Origin of the sequence: Halomonas sp. HNIBRBA4712 (genome assembly GCF_043558675.1) — a bacterium.
Lineage (GTDB): Bacteria > Pseudomonadota > Gammaproteobacteria > Pseudomonadales > Halomonadaceae > Vreelandella.
The window spans coordinates 1-17,804 of the sequence record NZ_JBIFXR010000001.1; the positions used below are offsets into that span (position 1 = coordinate 1).

The following is a 17,804-nucleotide window of genomic DNA, read 5'->3' on the forward strand; positions in this document are numbered from 1 at the left end:
CCTTCGAAGAATCCCCCGTGGCCCCAGGCTGCGGGGGATTTTTCATGCGTGCGTGGAAAGTGTCGTGCGTGGAAGGCAGGTACGGGAAAGGGATTGTGTGCAGGGTGTGGGAGGGCGCTTCAGCTCGCGACGGGGGGCCCCGCCAGGGCACCTGACGGTGCCATTCGCGCGCTGAAGCGCCCCCCCACAGGAGAATCCTGCTGTGGGCAGGCTCCTGCCCGACCACCGGCGGCGCATCGCTGGCTGACACCTGCTCCCACCCTTATGCTCTGAACGATTCACGATTCACGATTCACGATTCACGATTCACGATTCACGATTCACGCCCTCACACCTTCTCACCACTCAATCCGCTCACCCGCCCAGTCCCAGAAACTACCCGTATCCTCTGGCGTGCGCTGATCGATAACGCTCAACAGGCTCTCGGCGACGAAAGCGGGGGTGAAAAGTTTGTTCTCAGGCACCCGGGCTTGAAACGGTTTGGAGAGCGCGGTATCGGTGGTGCCGGGGTGCAGGGATAACACGATGGCGTTCTTGTTGAGCCGGCCAAGCTCGATGGAGGCGGTCTTCATCAGCATGTTGTGCGCCGCCTTGCTGGCCCGGTAACTGTACCAGCCGCCAAAGCCGTTATCCCCGATCGACCCGACGCGCGCCGATAAACTGGCCACGATACAGGGGTGCGATCCTTTCACTGCGTTATGGAACGTCGCCAAAAGCCGTACCGGTGTGGCGGCGTTGACGTGCATGACGTGGGCGAAGGCATCGGCGTCGAACTGCTCGAGCCGCTTTTCCGGTTGGATATCGTGTGTATCGTCGTGAAGCACGCCCACGGCGTTGAAGAGAAAATCAAGCCTGCGCTCGCCGAGTGTTTCTTTCAGCTTCTCAAGGCCCTCCTCGGTTGTCACATCCGCCGCCAGCGCGGTCACGCGAGTATCCGATCTATCTATCGCGCGCCGACTAACGGCAATGACGCTGCCGACTTTGCTCGACGCGAGAAGCGCCTCGATAACGGCGTGGCCAATACCGCCGCTAGCGCCGGTTACGACCGCGGTAAAATCCTTCGGTAAGTAGTCGAGCATTCGGCGCTCCCTTTCAGAACGTGAGTGTTCCCAGTGAAGCGGCTTGGGCAGGGTTTGTCTATGTTTACAAGGGACGTCTGGTTTTACGAGGGGCGTCAGGCGGAGGTATTGAGACGGCTGGAGGGAGCCTTGTTTCGACCATTGGGCTGGTAAAGCGTTTTTTCAGCGATTTGCTGAATGTAGTTCAGCATATCCTGATTGTGCTGCATGCGCATCGAGAGCATCTCGCCGGTCAGCGCGTTCATGCGCGCGGCGCGCTCGGTTTTATCGAGAAAATGCGTCCAGCTCTGTTCACACTGGGCATCTGCCGCGGCCTCGAAAGCGCCGTTAGCATCGTCGTCGTAGCCCAGCCGCGTTTGAGTCGAGCGGCGCAGGGTTTCCATTCGATCCAGCGCGCTCAACAGAGTCTGTTTGGCGTCGGCGGTGGTTGCCAGCGCCTCGCCGTCGATTTCACCCTTCGCCAGCTGTGCCTGCTCGCTGGACAGCAGCTCGAGAAGCTCATCCAGACGCTGGTGCTGTTCCGAAAGCAAACGGGAAAGGCTCATGGTCTCAAGACTCTTTTAGCTGAGCGATCAGGCTGTCGGCGATACGGTCGGCGCGGATTTCAAGACGCCCTTCACGAATGGCGTCGCGAATCTCTTCCACCCTGGCCGTATCGATATCCTGGGAGTCGTCCATGTGCATCTGGCTCAGGCGCGTGGACTCGCGGGCGGTATGGCCTTCGGGTGAAGGGCGAGCACCGCTAACTTTTTGAGTGTCGTCGCGCTGCTGTGCCTGTTGGGTACGTAGCAGCGGATTCAGATTGTCAATTTTCACGTGAGAGGCCTCGTCGTCAACGTTAAGGCGCGTTAAACGCCCAAGCTCCATGCCGTTATATAGGGTATCGGCGCCATTCTGGAGGACTTTAGACGTTGACTCAAAAATCTACGGTCGCGACACCGTTGCCGGTAATGCGTGCGGTCACGAGCTCGCGGGTATCAAAACGCACGCGAATGCGCGCATCGAGCGCACCCCCTTCGAGCGCCTCCCCTTCACGCGTCACGCGAAAGCCAGCGCCCTGAGCTATGACCGTCACGCGCTGACCGCGTTCCACCATTTCCGGCGCCTGCAGCGCATGTGCCTGAAAGGCATCGCCGCTGCGAATGGGGCGCTGGGCCACCATGCCGATAATCGACTCTTCGTTGGTCAGCGCGTTGTTGGCCAGGTCGCCCAGATTACCCTGGCGGTGGGTGATCATGGCGCCGGTGATCAGCGTGCCGCGCGCGATATCCTGGGCGGCGACCACGTAGCTGCCGATCACGTCCACCTGCGCCTGCAGATAGCGCACCTGACGACGCGCTTCGCCGCAGCGTACGCCGACCGAAACCCGCCCCAGCGGTGCCTGGCTTGCGTTAGGAAGAAACGGCTCCGGCGCGACGCAAACGGGTAAATGAGGCGAAGGTGGTGATACGTCGATCGCCACTTCCTGCCCCAACGTCTGCGTCTGCTGATAAAGAAAATACTGTACCGCCTCGATGAGCGCCGTGTCATCAGCGCTTGCCCTGGCACTGCCCGCCAGGCAAAGCGCCAGGAAGAGTGCCAGCTTCATGACAGGTAACGCACGCCAAGGCGTGAGGAGCTTCGAACGGGGCATGAAGGCATCGCTTGAAAAGAAAAAGAAGGAGGCCGCCGGAAGCAGCGGCCAGTGAGCAAAATGTTAATGTAAAAGGCAATACCGAATCATGCGAAATGATGGGTTAAAAGGCATTTGTTCCATGCTTTAGGCTGAGAGCGCCTTGCCTATCATGCACCCTCAGAAATATCCGAATTATCTTTGCTTCCCGGCAAGCGGAGGACGCATGTTCGACCACCTGGAGTCTGCCTTCAACTTTCATCAGCGCGCGCTGGGCCTTCGTCAGGCGCGCCACGAAGTGCTGGCGGCCAATATTGCCAATGCCGATACGCCCAACTTCAAGGCGCGCGATATCGATTTTGCCAGCGAGCTCAAAAAAGCAGTCGATGCCGGATCGTCTGCCCAGCAGCGCGGCGGCGTATCGCTTGCGCGTACCTCCGAGCGTCATATCTCCGCTCAGGGGAGCGCTTGGCAGAGCACTAATACGGACCTTCTTTATCGAGTGCCCGACCAGCCCAGTCTCGATGGCAACACCGTCGACATGGATCGCGAGCGCTCGCAGTTCGCCGACAACGCTGTGCGCTACCAGGCGGCGCTGACGATGATGAACAGCCGCATTCAGGGTCTCAAGAACGCGATGCAGCCGGAATAATCCGGCTCAGGAGCCATAAACCACCATGTCGATGTTTTCAGCCTTTGATATCGCAAGCTCCGCGCTGAGCGCCCAAGCGCAGCGGATGAACGTGACCGCCAGCAACATGGCCAACGCCGACAGTATTGCTGGCCCCGATGGCGAAACCTACCGCGCCAAACAGGTGATGTTCGAAACCCAGGCACAGAACAACCGCTACGGCGTCGGCGGCGTGCGCGTCACCGACGTCGTCGAGGATGAGTCTCCCCTACGCCTGGCGTATATGCCAAACCACCCGGCGGCGGACGACGAAGGGTATGTCGCCAAGCCCAACGTCGAGCCGGTGCACGAAATGGTCAACATGATCTCCGCCTCGCGCTCCTACCAGGCCAACGTCGAGGTTTTCAACACCACTAAACAGATGATGATGCAAACGCTGTCACTGGGTGAGGGCTGAACATGAATACCTTTGATCCCAATGTATTGAACGCCATCAACGGCACTGGCAACGGCGCGCAACTGAAGCCTAAGCAGTCCGAAGAGCTGCGCAATAGCTTCATGACGATGCTGGTTACCCAACTGCAGAATCAGGATCCGCTCAATCCGATGGACAATGCGGAAATGACGTCGCAGCTCGCCCAGATCAATACCGTCAGCGGCATCGAGCAGCTCAACGCCACGCTTCAGGGTATCACCAGCCAGATGGAAGCCAACAAGGCGCTTCAGGCAAGCAGCCTGATCGGACAAGGCGTGATGGTGCCGGGTAGGCAGATCATGCTCGAACAGGATGGGGACGGTGTGCCCTACTCCACGCCGTTCGGTATCGAGCTTTCCCGGCCCGCCGCCAATGTGCAGGCCACGATCACCGGCCAGGGGGGCGAGGTCATTCGACGTTATGACCTGGGAGCGGTGGACGCAGGCGTTCAGTCGTTTAGCTGGGATGGCCGAAACGACCAGGGGATGGTGGTAGCGAGCAACCGCTACACCGTTCAGTTGACAGCGACCGATGGCGAAGGTGAGGCGATCGAGGCAGCACCGCTCAACTACGCTCTCGTCAATAGTGTCACGCCCAACAAGGGTGGCGATGTAAGGCTTGATCTGGGAGCGATATACGGCCAAGTCAGCCTGAATGATGTCAAACAAATTCTTTGATTTAGCAGTACTTAACGCTTCCAGGAGAACGAAATGAGCTTTTCACAAGCATTGAGTGGTCTTAATGCACAGTCACAGAACCTGAAAATTCTGGGCAACAACATTGCAAACTCCCAAACTGTTGGTTTCAAGAGTTCGAGCGCCATTTTCGCGGACGTCTTCGCCGGCGCTAACGGTCAAGTGGGATTGGGGGTCAAGATAGCCGATGTGCGTCAGGACTTTACCGCTGGAGATCTTGAGTCCTCAGGGCGTACGCTCGACCTGGCGGTCGCCGGTGAGGGATTTTACCGCGTTCAATTGACGAACGGTGAAACTGCTTATACCCGCAATGGCCAGTTCAGTCAGGATAACCAAGGGTATCTGGTAAATGCGTCTGGTCATCAGTTAACGGGCTATGGACTGTCGGATCCCGATGACCCTTTCTCTCCAGTGGTCGCAGGAGGTGCGCCTCAACCTCTTCAAATAGCGGCTGATGATATACCCGCTAATGCAACTGCAAGCGTAACGGCAACGTATAACCTCAACGCCAGTACGGTGGTTGGCCAAGGCGATGCCAATAGTCCAGTGCAGTCCGCAAGCATTGTTGGCGGTAACGGTCAGGAAATGAACGTTAATTACCATTATTCCAATAGTTACACTACTTACGATTCGCTGGGGAATAACCATACCGTATCGACCTACTTTCTCAAAAGTGCTAACAACCAATGGATAGCGCAAGTTGCGATTGACGGTAGAATCGACGGATTTTCCCGTGCGGTCGGCCCTAATGGGGGGGCGAACCAAGGGGCAGTCACCAATTATGGGAACAACGCCTTTGCGATCGACTTCACCAGTAACGGTCAGCTACCGCGTAATGCCGATAATGAAGTCGCCGCCATTCGTCCGGTTAATGGTATTGCCGTAGGCGGCACGGCTGGTCAGGGCGCGAGTCTCGCCACGATCAACTACCAGCCAGGCGGTGGCGCGGCAGCGGTCGAGTTTACTATCGACCTGGAGGGCACGACGCAATTCAATAATAACTCCGTGCAAAACACCTTGACTCAAGATGGCTATACCTCGGGAAGCTTGGCCGGTCTGGAGATCACCCGTGAAGGCCGCGTAATCCGCACCTATACCAACGAAGAGCGTCGCGATGCCGGTCAAATCGTACTGGCGAGCTTTGCCAATAACGAAGGCCTGCAGTCCATCGGTGACAACGCCTGGCGTGAGACCAACGCCTCGGGTATCGGCATCATCGGCACCGCCGGGGCGGGCGTTTTCGGTACGATCGAGTCCGGGGTCCTCGAGAACTCCAACGTCGATCTGGCCAAGCAGCTCGTGGACACCATCGTTGCCCAGCGTGCCTACCAGGCGAACTCGACCTCCATCAGCACCCAGGACGAGCTCCTGCAGACCATCATCAACCTGTGATGACAGCCGCCAGCGGGAGGGAGTAGCGCGTGGATAGAATGCTGTATACCGCCATGAGCGGAGCGAAGAACGCCATGGACCAGCAGTCGGTGGTGACGAACAACCTCGCCAACGTCTCGACCACGGGCTTTCGCGCCGAGCTGCAGGCGGCGCGCTCGGTGCCCGTGCTGGGCGCGGGGCCGCTCGAGACCCGCGTCTCGGCGGTCACCACGACGCCGGGCAGCGACTTCTCCCAGGGGCCTATCGAGTTCACCGGCCGCACGCTGGATGTGGCCTTGCAGGGCGGCGCCTGGCTTGCGGTACTCGCCGAGGACGGCAGCGAAACCTACACCCGCCGCGGCGATCTTCAGCTCGACAGCGACGGCGTGCTCTTGAACATGGGGCGGCCGGTAATGGGCGAAGGCGGGCCCATCGCGCTGCCCCAGGGGGCGCAGGTGTCGATCGGCGCCGACGGTACGATCAGCGCCATTCCTCAGGGGGAAGGCCCGAACGCGCTGGTGGACGTTGGCCGCATCAAACTGGTCACCCCGGATGAAGCGGCGCTTACGCGTGGCGACGATGGTCTTTTTCGCGCACCGCCGGGCGAGGAAGGTGAACCCGGCGTACTCCCCGCCGATGAAACCGCCCGGCTGGTGAGCGGAGCGCTGGAAGGCAGTAACGTCAGCGCCGTGGACGCCATGGTCTCGATGATCGACGTACAGCGCCGCTACGACATGCAGATGCGCGTGCTGGGCAATGCCGACGAGAACGCCCAGCGCGCCAACAGCATGCTCTCACTCCAGGGCTGACCCCAGCCGCCCGATTAAAGGACAGACACCATGATCAAGTCGTTGTGGACGGCAAAGACCGGCCTCGAGTCGCAGCAGACCAAGCTCGACGTCATCTCCAACAATCTGGCCAACGTCAGCACCAACGGGTTCAAGCGCTCGCGGCCGGTGTTCGAGGACCTTCTCTACCAGAACATGCGTCAGCCCGGCGCTCAGAACAACATTCAGGACCGTCTGCCCTCGGGCATGCAGGTGGGTACCGGCGTGCGCGCCGTGGCGACCGAGCGCCTGCATACCCAGGGCGGGCTTGAGCGAACCGATAACTCGCGCGATCTCGCCATCAACGGTGAAGGCTTTTTCCAGGTGCTGCTGCCCGACGGTACGATCGGCTATACCCGCGACGGCGGCTTCCAGCTCAACGAAAATGGCCAGATGGTCACCGCTAACGGCTACCCGCTGGAGCCGGCGATTTTCCTGCCGCCCAACGCTCTGTCGGTCGCCATTGGTGAAGATGGCACGGTCAGCGTTCGCCAGCCCGGTGTCGCTCAGGACACCGACGTGGGTCAGATTACCCTGACGTCGTTCATCAACCCCACGGGGCTCGAGAGCATCGGCGGCAACCTGTACTTGGAAACCGGTGCCTCCGGCGCGCCGAACCAGGACATTCCCGGCAACAACGGCGCCGGGCGGCTGTTCCAGGGATTCGTCGAAACCTCCAACGTCAACGTGGTGGAGGAGATGGTTGCCATGATCCAGACCCAGCGCGCCTACGAAATCAACAGCCGCGCGATCTCCACCAGCGACGAAATGCTGGCGCGGCTGAGTCAGCTCTAATCCCATGGGCCAGATCGTAAACCCGGGTCGCTCGATGCCGCTACAAACCGTTTTTTTTCGTCGCCTGGCGCAGCTCGCCGTGGCGCTCCTGGTGCTGCTGGTGGCCGGGTGTGCCCAGATACCGCGCGCTTCGGTGGTCGGCGAGCAGGAGTACATCAACATCGTCGACCGCCCCCCGGCGGTGGCCAACGGCGCCATCTATCAGTCGCGGCGTGGCTACCACCCGCTGTTCGAGGATCGCCGCCCGCGGGCGATCGGCGATATCCTGACCATCGTGCTCAACGAACAGGTCAGCGCCAGCCAGAACTCCCAGTCGAGTGCCAACCGCAGCGGCTCGAGCTCGCTCGATATCGCCCAGATTCCGGAGATCATCGACTTTCTCGAGGACTACGGTTTCGACGTCGCCGGCGACAACATTTTCGCCGGCAGCGGCAGCACCCAGGCGAACAACACCATGACCGGTACGATTACCGTCTCGGTGCTGGAGGTGCTCAACAACGGCTACCTGCGGGTGCGCGGCGAGAAGCAGATCGCGATCAACCAGGGCACCGAGTTCATCCGCTTCTCCGGCGTGGTCAACCCGCAAACGGTGACCGCGGCCAACACCGTGCCGTCCAACCAGGTGGCCGATGCGCGCATTGAGTACGTGGGCGATGGCTACATCAACGAAGCGCAGCACATGGGCTGGCTGCAGCGCTTCTTCCTCAACGTGTCGCCGTTCTAGGCGCTTGAGACGAGAGTGATGATGACGACATTCAACCTCAAGCGCCGGCTCAAGACCGTGGCGCTGGTCGCGCTTTGGCTGGTGGCGGGTAGCGCCCAGGCCGAAAGCGTGCGTGAGCTTGCCAATTTTGCCGGCGTGCGTGACAACCAGCTGGTCGGGTACGGGCTGGTGGTCGGCCTCGACAGCACCGGCGACCAGACCACCCAGGCCCCGTTCACCAGCCAAAGCCTGACCAACATGCTCTCGCAGCTCGGCGTAAGCGTGCCGCCGGGCACCAACCTGCAGCTGCGTAACGTCGCCGCGGTCATGGTCACGGCGGACTTGCCGCCGTTTGCTCGCCCGGGCCAGCGTCTGGATATCGTCGTCTCCTCGATCGCCAACGCGCGAAGTCTGCGCGGCGGCACGCTCTTGATGACGCCGCTGAAAGGCGCCGACGGCGATACCTACGCCATCGCTCAGGGCAACATGCTGGTCGGCGGCGCCGGCGCTCAGGCTGGCGGCAGCAGCGTGCAGATCAACCAGCAGGCGGCCGGGCGCATTCCGAACGGTGCGCTGGTCGAGCGCGAAGTAGCGCTCAACCTGGGGGCCAACGGCGGGCTTCTGGAGCTTCAGCTGAACACCCCGGATTTCGGCACCGCCCAGCGCGTGGTCAGCGCGATCAACAGTGAATTCGGCCAGTCGGTCGCCTACGCGCGCAACGGCGGCGTGATCGCCCTCGACGGGCCGATGGACGCCAATTCGCGGGTCAACTTCATGGCGCGGGTGGAGAGCGTGCAGGTCACGCCGATGGATGCGCCGGCGCGGGTGGTGCTGAACTCGCGTACCGGCTCGGTGGTGATGAACAGCGCCGTCACCCTGCGCCAGGCCGCCGTCGCCCACGGCAACCTGTCGATCGTCATCGATACCCAGTTCGGCGTCAGCCAACCCGCGCCGCTTGGCCAAGGCAACACCGTCGTGGTGCCCAATACGGATATCGATATCAACCAACAGGAAGCGTACCTGCAGATCGTCGAGGGCGCTCAGTTGAGCGAGGTGGTCAACGCCCTGAACGCACTCGGCGCCACGCCCCAGGATTTGATGTCGATTCTCGAAGCGCTCCGGGCCTCCGGGTCGCTGCGCGCCGAGCTCGAGGTGATTTGATGAGCGTCAACAGTCCGGCCAACCAGCTCGCCTTCGATATAAAAGGCTTTCAGCGGCTTCAGCACAATGCTCGCCTCGACCCGGAAGCCGGCGCCCAGGGGGCGGCCCAGCAGTTCGAAGCGCTGTTCGTGCAGATGATGATGAAGAGCATGCGCGACGCCATTCCCTCCGGCGGGCTTTTGAACAGCAGCGCCGGCGATACCTACCAGCAAATGCTCGATCAGCAGTGGTCCCAGGTCATCGCCGAAAAAGGCGTGGGCCTTGCCGACGTGCTGGTCGAGCAGCTCACGCGTCAGGGCGCGCTCAAGGGCAGCGCGCAAAACGATGACGAGCTTCAGGCGCTGATCGCCGGTATCCCCCGCGGCACCCCCCGCGTGCTGGACGACCCGCTTCAGCCCGGTGGTGGCGTAGGAGAGGAGAGCGGACGCTTCCTGCGAGAGCTCGAGGCGATTCGCCAGGGCCGAGTAGCGCCGGAGCAGACTGGCGGCGCACAAACGCCGTTGGCGAGCGCCGCGACCGCGCCGATCATCAATCCCAACGCGCCGGATCATGTGAAGCGGTTTCTGAGTACGCTGGCCGCGCCGGCCCAAGCGGCCAGCCGGGCCAGCGGTGTGCCTGCCGAGCTGATTCTTGCCCAAGCGGCGCTCGAAACCGGCTGGGGCCGCCACGAAATCGCTACCCATCAGGGCGGCAACAGCCACAACCTGTTCGGCATCAAGGCGGGCAGCCGCTGGCAGGGTGCGACCACCGATATCGCCACCCACGAATACCTCAACGGCCAGCGTACCCGCATGGTGGATACCTTCCGGGTGTATGACTCCTTCGAGCACGCCTTTACCGACTACGCCAGCCTGATCGGCAACAACCCGCGCTATAAAGGGGTGGTCGATGCTCCCAATGCAGAACAGGCCGCGCGCGCGCTGCAAAGCGGCGGCTACGCCACCGACCCGCGCTACGCCGAAAAGCTCGTCGCGATCATGAACACCATGGGCCCGCTCCCGGCCGGGCCGGAATTTCTCGCCGACGCGCGCTAACGCCGTTAAAGCTTTTTAACGAGCCGCCGATAAAAGAAGCATCGGCTTGAGGATTGAACCATGAGCATGTTTTCGACCGGCCTGAGCGGCCTGAACGCGGCGCAGCGAGCGCTGGGCGCCACCAGCAACAACATCAGTAACCTGTTTACGCCAGGCTACAACCGCGAGCTGCCCAAACTGAGCGAAACCGGCGTAGGCGGCGGCGTGCGCGTGGACGCCATCGAGCGTCAGTTCAACACCTACGTGGCCAACCAGCTGAACAACGCCAGAACTCAGTCGAGTGCGCTCGAAACCTACAGCAACCAGGTCAGCCAGATCGATAACCTGCTCGCGGATCGCGAAGCGGGGCTTTCGCCGCTGATGCAGGACTTCTTCTCATCGCTGGACGCCTTGGCAAGCGCGCCCTCGGACCCGGCGGCGCGCCAAGGCGTGATCGGTGCGGCAGATACCCTGAGCGCGCAGTTTCGCTCCTTCGATGGCTATCTGCAGGACATGCAAAGCAACATCAATGGCCAGATTCGGGATGAAGTTACCCAGATCAACAACACCGTCGATCAGATCGCCGATTTCAACCGCGAAATCTCGCTGGCCCGCGCCCGCAGCGGTGAAGCGCCCAACAGCCTGCTCAATCAGCGCGACCAGCTGGTCGCCGAGCTCAACGAGCGCATGGATTTACGGCTCAACGTGCAGGATGGCAAGTCCTATAATATCAGCCTGCCTAACGGCCAGCCGCTGGTGACCGGCACCGCGAGCTTCAAATTGGAGGCGATTCCGGCAGAAAACGACCCCCAGCGTACGGTGATCGGTTATCGAAACGGTACCAATAAAACCACCGTGCTCGATGAGGCCACCATTACCGGCGGTTCGCTCGGTGGACTAATGAGCTTTCGCGCTGAAACGCTGGATCGTACCCAGAACCAGTTGGGCCAGATAGCCGTATCGCTGTCGGTAGCCTTCAACGAGCAGCATAAGCAAGGGATCGACTTGAACGGTGAGCAGGGCGGCGACTTTTTTTCGGTTCGGGCGCCTCAGGGGTTTGCCCATGATAAGAACATTGGCTCGGCCGAAGCGACGTTGAGCTTCGATGCCGACAATATCGCCGAGCTGAAGGCGGTTGATTACTCCATAAAGTTTGACGGCGATGTACCCGTCGTGACTCGAAAGGATAATGGCCAAACGGTCGAGAGCGACTGGCAGAGCGGAACGCTCGCCTTCGGCGGTATCGAAATGACGTTCAGCAGTCAGCCCGCCAGCGGTGATCGCTTCGAGGTTCAACCCGTACGCCGCGCCGGCGCGGGGATGGAAACCGCCATTCGCGATCTGGACCGGATCGCGGCAGGCGAGGAAGACGCCAGCGGCGACAACCGCAACGCGCGCAAGCTGCAGGATTTACAGAGCGACAACATCGTAGGCGGGCGCGCCTCGCTCAGCGGTGCCTACGGGGCACTGGTATCGGATGTTGGTAACCGTACCAATATCACCCAGGTGAATCTGGAAGCGCGTCAAGGGCTGACCGATCAGCTGCGCGCGGTCCAGCAGTCCGAGTCCGGGGTGAACCTTGACGAGGAGGCGGCCAACCTGATCCGCTATCAGCAGTTCTACATGGCCAACGCTCGGGTCATCGATACCGCGGGCACGATCATGGATACCATCTTGAACCTGCGCAGCTAAGGGAGGCACCACCATGCGTATCAGCAGCGTCACCATGTTCGAGCAGAGCTCGGCCTCCATCAACCGCCAGCAGGCCGATTTCCTCAAGGTCGGTCAGCAACTGGCCAGCACTCGCAGAGTCGTGAATCCGTCGGACGACCCCCAGGCAGCCTCGCGCGCGGTCGGGGTGTCCCAGTCGATAGCGCTGACCGAGCAGTACACCAATTCGCGCGTGTCGGCGCGCACGTCGCTGGCCCAGACCGAAAGCGTGCTCAACAGCGTCGCCGATGTCGTTACGCGGGGCAAGGAACTGCTCATTCAGGCCTCCAGCGACACGCTCAGCGATGCCGACCGCCAGTCGATCGCCAGCGAACTCAAGGGCGTTTACCAGACGCTGGTCGGTCAGGCCAACGCCACCGATGGCAACGGCCGCTATCTGTTCGGCGGCAATCGAGACAATACGCCGCCGTTTGCCGCCAACGCCCAAGGTGCGATGCAGTATCAGGGCAGCGACAGCGTTCGCGAGCAGCGTATCGATGGCTCGCGCAATATGCCGGTAGCCGAAAGCGGCCGCTCGGTCTTCATGAGCGTGGCCAGCGGCGCGGGTTACATCGGCGAAGCGGTGCGCGGCGACGGCGAGCGCAACGCCGGCAGCGTCGTTTTCACCGGCCCGCAGGTCAGCGATGCCAATGACGAAGGGTACGGCGACGATTACCGTATCGTCTTCGGCGGCGAGGCCGAGGCCCCAACGTTGAGCGTTCAGCGCCGGGTAGAGGGCGAATGGGCGGAGGTGCCCGACCAAACCAATATCGCTTACACCGGCGGTGATGCGCCTCAGCGCCTCTCCTTCGGCGGGCTGAGTATTACCCTGAGCGGGCTGGGTGAAAACGCAGATGAAATCAGTCTCAGCCAGGCCAAAAACGGCCAGCGCCAGCCGGATCTGTTCAAGACCATGGAAAGCGCCATTCGCGTACTCGACCAGCCGGCCCAGAGCCATGTTGAGAAGGCTGATCTTCGCAACACGCTCAGCACCGCCATGCGCGATCTGGACAACGCCTTCGACAATGCGCTCACCGTGCGCGCTTCCGCAGGCGCCAGGCTCAACGAGCTCGACGTCATCGACTCGGTGGCCAGTAACCGCATGCTCAACTATACCCAGACCCTCTCGGATCTGGTCGATGTGGACATGGTCGAGGCGATTTCCGAGTACAGCCTGCGCCAGGTCGGGCTTCAGGCCTCCCAGCGCACCTTCGTCGATATGGGCAAGATGTCGCTGTTCAACTATATGTAAGGGCGGCGGTTTTATCGCCATGGGCCACCGCACGCGGTGGCCTTTTTTGTGCCCTGATCAGATGTCCGCCATCGTCTCGATCAACCCCTGCATGAACGCCAAGCCCTGGCTGAAAAGCGGCTGCAAAAAGCGGCCAATGTCGGTCATCAGCACCATCAATAGCACCAGCCCCACGGTGAGCGAGGCGGGAAAGCCGATGTTGAACACGGTGAGCTGCGGTGCGGAGCGATTCAGAATGCCCAGCGACAGGCTGATGATCAAAAGCGAAGCGACTAGCGGCAACGCGAGCAAAAGCCCCGAGGCGAAAATGGTACCAGCGTAGCGCGCCAGTAGCTCGAAGGCGTTGGGGTTCAAGCCGGCAAACCCTACCGGCAGCGTCTGAAAGCTCATGACCAGCGTTTCAAGCACCATCAAATGGCCGTTGAGCGCCAGAAACATCAAAAGCGTCACCATGTAGAGAATGCGCGAGAGCACCATGATGTTGGTGCCGCTGGAGGGGTCGAAGAAGCTGGCGAAGGCCAGGCCCATCTGCAGGCCGATGAACTCGCCGGCTGCCTGCACCACCGCAAACACGATGTGCATGACCAGCCCGATGGCGAGCCCGATCACGATCTGCTCGACCATGATGCCGAAACTCGCCCAGGAGAAGATCGGCGCCTCGGGCATGGGCGGCAGCAGCGGCGCGATGGTGATGGCCACCAGCGCGGCGAGCCCCGCCTTGGCCTGGTTGGGAATGCTCGAGTGCCCCCACAGCGGCGCCACCGCCATGAACGAAGTGATGCGCACGAAGGGCCAGAAAAACAGCGTCAGCCAGAGCTGGAGCTGGTCCGAGGTGACCTCGACCACGCTACATCACCATTTGCGGGATATTGACGAACAGACGGTGGGTGAAGTCAGTGATCAGCCCGATCAACCAGGGGCCGGCGAGCACTAGCACGGCGAACACCGCCAGAATCTTCGGGATGAAGGTCAGCGTCATCTCGTTGATCTGGGTCGCGGCCTGAAAAAGGCTGATGATCAAGCCGGTGAACAGCGCCGCCAGCAGTACCGGGGCGCCCATGAACAGGGTCAGGCGCATGCCCTGGTAGGCGATGCTCATTACGGTCTCGGGGGTCATGATCGCTCCTTGAGCCGAGGGTTAACCTGCGTCAAAGCATGTAGAAGCTTTCGGCCAGCGAGCCGATTAAAAGCTGCCAGCCATCGACCAGCACGAACAGCATCAGCTTGAACGGCAGCGAAATGGTCACCGGTGGCACCATCATCATGCCCAGCGCCATCAGCGTGCTGGCGACCACCAGGTCGATGATCAGAAACGGAATGAAGATGGTGAAGCCGATCTGAAACGCGGTCTTGAGCTCGCTGGTGACAAACGATGGCAGCAGCACGCGCATGGGCAGATCCTCGGGGCCCTGCATCGGGCCGACATCGGCCAGGCGCACGAACAGCGCGAGATCCGGCTCACGCGTCTGCGCCAGCATGAACTCGCGAAAGGGAATCTGGGCGCGCACCAGAAACTCCTCGAAATTGATCGTCTCGTTGGAAAGCGGCTGCCAGGCCGTGTCGTAAACCTGCGAGAGCACCGGCGACATGATGAAAAAGGTCAGAAACAGCGCGATGCCCAACAGCACCTGGTTGGGCGGCGTGGACTGGGTGCCCATGGCGGTGCGTAGCAGGCTCAGCACGATGATGATGCGCGTGAAGCTGGTCATCATCAAAAGCATCGCGGGCAGAAACGCCAGCGAACTCAGCAACAAAAGCGTCTGCAGCGACAGCGACCACTGCTGGCCGCCGCCTTCCAGAGGCTGCGAGACGATGCCGGACGGCAGCTGCTGCGCCGCGACGGGCACGGCCAAGCCAAGCAGTATCAGCGCCAGCGGGATGAGTCGCAAAAGCACCTCGAGGCGCCGCGTATGAAAAGGGAGCCGAAAGCGGGGCATGGCATCTCTCATGACGATGATGAAGGAGGCTCGGCAGAAGAGGCGGTGCGCTTGGAAAGCGCGCCGGCCAGGCGTTTCGAGAAGCCGGCGGAGGCGCGTGCCTGCGGAGCCGGGCGATCCGGCGGGGCGGGCCGTTCGTGCAGTCGCGTGATGCGACCGCCGCCGACGCCCAGTACCAGCCAGGTATCCTCGATCTCGACCACCACGACGCGCTCGCGCCCGCCCACGGCGGTCGAGCCGACTACCTTCAGCCGGGCGCCGCTGTCGAAGCGCTTTTGCTGCACGCGCTTCAAGAGCGCCGTGCAAGCAATGATGATCGCGATCACCAGCGCCAGGGCCGCGGCGGTCTTGCCGAGCGCGGCCATACCGATCAGGGCGTCGGAACCCAGCGCATCGACCGCGCCGGTCTGGCTGGTGGGGGCGGCGACACTCATCGGTTGAGCTTGTGGATACGCTCGGAGGGCGTAATGATTTCGGTGATCCGGATACCGTACTTGTCCTCCACCACCACGACCTCGCCCTGGGCGATCAGGTAGCCGTTGATCAGAATGTCCATCGGCTCGCCGGCCAGGCCTTCGAGCTCGATGACCGAGCCCTGGGCAAGCTCTAAAAGCTGCTTGATGGTGAGTTTGGTGCGGCCAAGCTCGACGGTGAGCTTGACCGGAATGTCCATGATCATTTCCAGATCGCGCGACGCGCCCACCGGGCTTTCACCGCTGAGCGGGCGAAACACGTCGTCGCTCGCCGCTTTTGCCGCCGGGGGCGCGCTCGGCGCCGGCGCTGGCTCGTTGCCTGACTGCTCGGCGGCCTCCTGCTCGGCCATGGCGGCCGCCCAGGGGTCCTCTTCGCCTGCTGGGTCGCTGTCGTCGGCCTGCTCGGCCATGGCGCTGGCCCAATCGTCGTCGGATATGGATGGATCGGGCTTTTGGGGATCAGTCATGCGTTGGTTCCTTGGCTTGGCGTCGCGGCGGGCTCTTGACGAAGTCCACGGACGGGGCGTTGTTCATGGCGCCGTGATCGATCATGTGGAGCACGCGCAGCGCGCGATGCTGCTGTTGGCTGCCGTATTCGCACTCCATGACCGGCACACCATCGACACTGGCGGTCACGGTAGGCGGAATCTCCATGGGCAGCACGTCGCCCTTTTTCAGCCCCATCACCTGAGCGATGCGGCTGGGGATGCTGGCGAACTCGGCGACCAGTTCCACCTCGGACTGGCGCAGTTCGCCCGCCATGCGTCGCGTCCAGCTGCCGTCCTGGTCGTGGTTACTGTCGTTGATCGGGTTGGCGAGCAGGTCTCTGAGCGGCTCGATCATGGCGTAGGGCATGCAGATCTGAAAGCTGCTGGAGAGGTTGCCCACGTCGATATTGAACTTGGTGTTCACCACGATCTCGTTGGGCGAGTTGGTGATGTTGGCGAACTTGGACTGCACTTCGGAGCGCAGGAAGTTGACCTCCAGCGGGTAGACCACCTTCCAGGCCTCCTGGTAGGCATCGATCGCCAGGTTGAGCACGCGCTGAATGATGCGCTGCTCGGTATTGGTGAAGTCGCGCCCATCGGATTTGGTCACAAAGCGGCCGTCGCCGCCGAACAGGTTATCCACCACCATGAAGACCAGGTTGGGCGGAAAGACTACCAGCGCCGAGCCGCGCAGCGGCCGCAGGGAAACGATGTTCAGGTTGGTGGGCACCGGCACGTTGCGCGAAAAATCGCTGAAGCTTTGATAGCGCACCGACTCCACCGTGATATCGGCGCTGCGGCGAATCAGGTTAAAGAGCCCGCTTCGGAAATGGCGGGCAAAGCGCTCGTTGATGAAATCCAGTGCGTGAAGGCGCTCGCGAATGACCCGGTGCTGGGTGGCCGGGTCGTAGGGGCGAACGCGATCGTCTCGTGAGGCCGACGAGCCGCTGCTTGCGGGCTCATCGTCTCCGCTGACGCCCTTCAACAGGGCGTCGATTTCTTCCTGGGACAGTAGATCGTCCTGTGACATGAACGGCTCCCGCGCCCGAGGTTATTGCACGATGAAATCGGTGAACAGCACTTCCTGAAGATCCAGCGGCGGCTGATTCTCCGTCAGCGGCACGGTCAGCCGGTTGATGATCGCTTGGGCCAGCGCCTCCTTGCCCTCGGTCGAGGTCAGCTCGCTGGCCTGCTTGCCGGAAAGAAGAATCAGAAGGCGGCTGCGCACCTGAGGCATGTGCTCTTCGATGATCTTTTTGCTCTGCTCGCCGCCGACGCGCAGGGTAATCCCGGTGTACAAAAGGCGCGACCCATAGCGGTCATCGGCCAGGTTGACCGTGAACGGCTCGATACGGGTGAAAACCGGCGGCTCAGGTTTGGCGGTTTGCTGGGTCTGGCCCGCTTCGCCCTCGTTTGAGTGGCCGAGCACCATATAGACCGCAGCGCCCGCGCCCAGTAACGAAAGCACGACCAGCGCGATCATGATGTAGAGCAGTTTTTTCGACCCGCCGCTTTTTTCTGCCATGGAGTGTTCCCGTGATGCTTGCGTCTGACGCGTGCCCTGCATTATGCCTAACGCGCT

Annotated in this window: 22 protein-coding genes; 11 read left to right on the forward strand and 11 right to left on the reverse strand. The window is 61.6% G+C overall.

The genetic code is table 11. The features are described from left to right. Positions 1-338 precede the first annotated feature (338 nt). From ACGK9R_RS00005 to flgA, 4 genes are all read right to left on the reverse strand, one after another. A complete protein-coding gene (locus ACGK9R_RS00005; RefSeq protein ID WP_394577514.1) occupies positions 339-1,079 on the reverse strand; it encodes an SDR family NAD(P)-dependent oxidoreductase in 741 nt (246 codons plus the stop codon). Between the two features lie 95 nt (positions 1,080-1,174). After that, a complete protein-coding gene (gene flgN, locus ACGK9R_RS00010; protein ID WP_394577515.1) occupies positions 1,175-1,624 on the reverse strand; it encodes a flagellar export chaperone FlgN in 450 nt (149 codons plus the stop codon). Positions 1,625-1,628: 4 nt separating this feature from the next. Beyond that, positions 1,629-1,895, reverse strand: coding sequence for a flagellar biosynthesis anti-sigma factor FlgM (gene flgM, locus ACGK9R_RS00015; protein WP_394577516.1), 267 nt, complete (start codon positions 1,893-1,895; stop codon positions 1,629-1,631). A 100-nt stretch (positions 1,896-1,995) separates the two neighbouring features. After that, positions 1,996-2,667 carry a flagellar basal body P-ring formation chaperone FlgA gene (flgA, locus tag ACGK9R_RS00020; RefSeq protein WP_394577517.1) on the reverse strand — a complete coding sequence of 224 codons (672 nt, stop codon included), beginning with the start codon at positions 2,665-2,667 and terminating at the stop codon, positions 1,996-1,998. 250 nt (positions 2,668-2,917) lie between these two features. On the opposite strand from flgA, the gene flgB reads away from it, so the two are divergent. From flgB to flgL, 11 genes are read left to right on the forward strand one after another with little or no spacing between them, the layout of a single operon-like run. Continuing rightward, complete coding sequence (flgB, locus tag ACGK9R_RS00025; RefSeq protein ID WP_394577518.1) at positions 2,918-3,343, forward strand: flagellar basal body rod protein FlgB; 426 nt, start codon at positions 2,918-2,920, stop codon at positions 3,341-3,343. 25 nt (positions 3,344-3,368) lie between these two features. Beyond that, the gene (gene flgC, locus ACGK9R_RS00030; RefSeq protein ID WP_394577519.1) at positions 3,369-3,779 is read left to right on the forward strand and encodes a flagellar basal body rod protein FlgC; all 411 of its coding nucleotides are present in this window, start codon (positions 3,369-3,371) and stop codon (positions 3,777-3,779) included. Between the two features lie 2 nt (positions 3,780-3,781). Then, a complete protein-coding gene (locus ACGK9R_RS00035; protein WP_394577520.1) occupies positions 3,782-4,474 on the forward strand; it encodes a flagellar hook assembly protein FlgD in 693 nt (230 codons plus the stop codon). Between the two features lie 33 nt (positions 4,475-4,507). Then, positions 4,508-5,884: a flagellar hook protein FlgE gene (gene flgE / locus ACGK9R_RS00040; RefSeq protein ID WP_394577521.1), complete on the forward strand. Its 1,377-nt coding sequence runs from the start codon at positions 4,508-4,510 to the stop codon at positions 5,882-5,884. A 29-nt stretch (positions 5,885-5,913) separates the two neighbouring features. Continuing rightward, positions 5,914-6,672 carry a flagellar basal-body rod protein FlgF gene (flgF, locus tag ACGK9R_RS00045; protein ID WP_394577522.1) on the forward strand — a complete coding sequence of 253 codons (759 nt, stop codon included), beginning with the start codon at positions 5,914-5,916 and terminating at the stop codon, positions 6,670-6,672. Positions 6,673-6,702: 30 nt separating this feature from the next. Beyond that, positions 6,703-7,485 (forward strand): flagellar basal-body rod protein FlgG, encoded by a 783-nt coding sequence (flgG, locus tag ACGK9R_RS00050; protein ID WP_394577523.1) that lies wholly within the window; start codon positions 6,703-6,705, stop codon positions 7,483-7,485. A gap of 34 nt (positions 7,486-7,519) precedes the next feature. Beyond that, on the forward strand, positions 7,520-8,209 hold the full coding sequence (locus ACGK9R_RS00055; protein WP_394577524.1) for a flagellar basal body L-ring protein FlgH: 690 nt from the start codon (positions 7,520-7,522) through the stop codon (positions 8,207-8,209). 21 nt (positions 8,210-8,230) lie between these two features. Next, complete coding sequence (locus ACGK9R_RS00060) at positions 8,231-9,349, forward strand: flagellar basal body P-ring protein FlgI (protein ID WP_394577525.1); 1,119 nt, start codon at positions 8,231-8,233, stop codon at positions 9,347-9,349. Continuing rightward, entirely contained in the window at positions 9,349-10,383 is a 1,035-nt protein-coding gene (gene flgJ, locus ACGK9R_RS00065) for a flagellar assembly peptidoglycan hydrolase FlgJ (RefSeq protein ID WP_394577526.1), read from the forward strand. Before ACGK9R_RS00060 ends, flgJ begins: the two co-directional genes overlap by 1 nt. 60 nt (positions 10,384-10,443) lie before the next feature. Then, positions 10,444-12,054: a flagellar hook-associated protein FlgK gene (gene flgK / locus ACGK9R_RS00070; RefSeq protein ID WP_394577527.1), complete on the forward strand. Its 1,611-nt coding sequence runs from the start codon at positions 10,444-10,446 to the stop codon at positions 12,052-12,054. Between the two features lie 13 nt (positions 12,055-12,067). Then, complete coding sequence (gene flgL / locus ACGK9R_RS00075) at positions 12,068-13,324, forward strand: flagellar hook-associated protein FlgL (RefSeq protein ID WP_394577528.1); 1,257 nt, start codon at positions 12,068-12,070, stop codon at positions 13,322-13,324. 57 nt (positions 13,325-13,381) lie between these two features. Here the strand turns inward: flgL and fliR are convergent, their stop codons facing one another. The 7 genes from fliR to fliL are packed head-to-tail and all read right to left on the reverse strand — an operon-like array spanning position 13,382 to position 17,747. Further along, positions 13,382-14,170, reverse strand: a complete 789-nt coding sequence (gene fliR / locus ACGK9R_RS00080) for a flagellar biosynthetic protein FliR (protein WP_394577529.1) — start codon at positions 14,168-14,170, stop codon at positions 13,382-13,384. Position 14,171: 1 nt separating this feature from the next. After that, the gene (gene fliQ / locus ACGK9R_RS00085; protein WP_263585768.1) at positions 14,172-14,441 is read right to left on the reverse strand and encodes a flagellar biosynthesis protein FliQ; all 270 of its coding nucleotides are present in this window, start codon (positions 14,439-14,441) and stop codon (positions 14,172-14,174) included. A gap of 31 nt (positions 14,442-14,472) precedes the next feature. Continuing rightward, positions 14,473-15,261 (reverse strand): flagellar type III secretion system pore protein FliP, encoded by a 789-nt coding sequence (gene fliP / locus ACGK9R_RS00090; RefSeq protein WP_394577530.1) that lies wholly within the window; start codon positions 15,259-15,261, stop codon positions 14,473-14,475. Between the two features lie 8 nt (positions 15,262-15,269). After that, positions 15,270-15,695 (reverse strand): flagellar biosynthetic protein FliO, encoded by a 426-nt coding sequence (gene fliO, locus ACGK9R_RS00095; protein WP_394577531.1) that lies wholly within the window; start codon positions 15,693-15,695, stop codon positions 15,270-15,272. Continuing rightward, complete coding sequence (fliN, locus tag ACGK9R_RS00100; protein WP_394577532.1) at positions 15,692-16,201, reverse strand: flagellar motor switch protein FliN; 510 nt, start codon at positions 16,199-16,201, stop codon at positions 15,692-15,694. Before fliN ends, fliO begins: the two co-directional genes overlap by 4 nt. After that, on the reverse strand, positions 16,194-17,252 hold the full coding sequence (gene fliM, locus ACGK9R_RS00105; protein WP_394577534.1) for a flagellar motor switch protein FliM: 1,059 nt from the start codon (positions 17,250-17,252) through the stop codon (positions 16,194-16,196). Before fliM ends, fliN begins: the two co-directional genes overlap by 8 nt. Before the next feature lie 21 nt (positions 17,253-17,273). Beyond that, positions 17,274-17,747 carry a flagellar basal body-associated protein FliL gene (fliL, locus tag ACGK9R_RS00110; RefSeq protein ID WP_394577535.1) on the reverse strand — a complete coding sequence of 158 codons (474 nt, stop codon included), beginning with the start codon at positions 17,745-17,747 and terminating at the stop codon, positions 17,274-17,276. Positions 17,748-17,804: the final 57 nt, after the last annotated feature.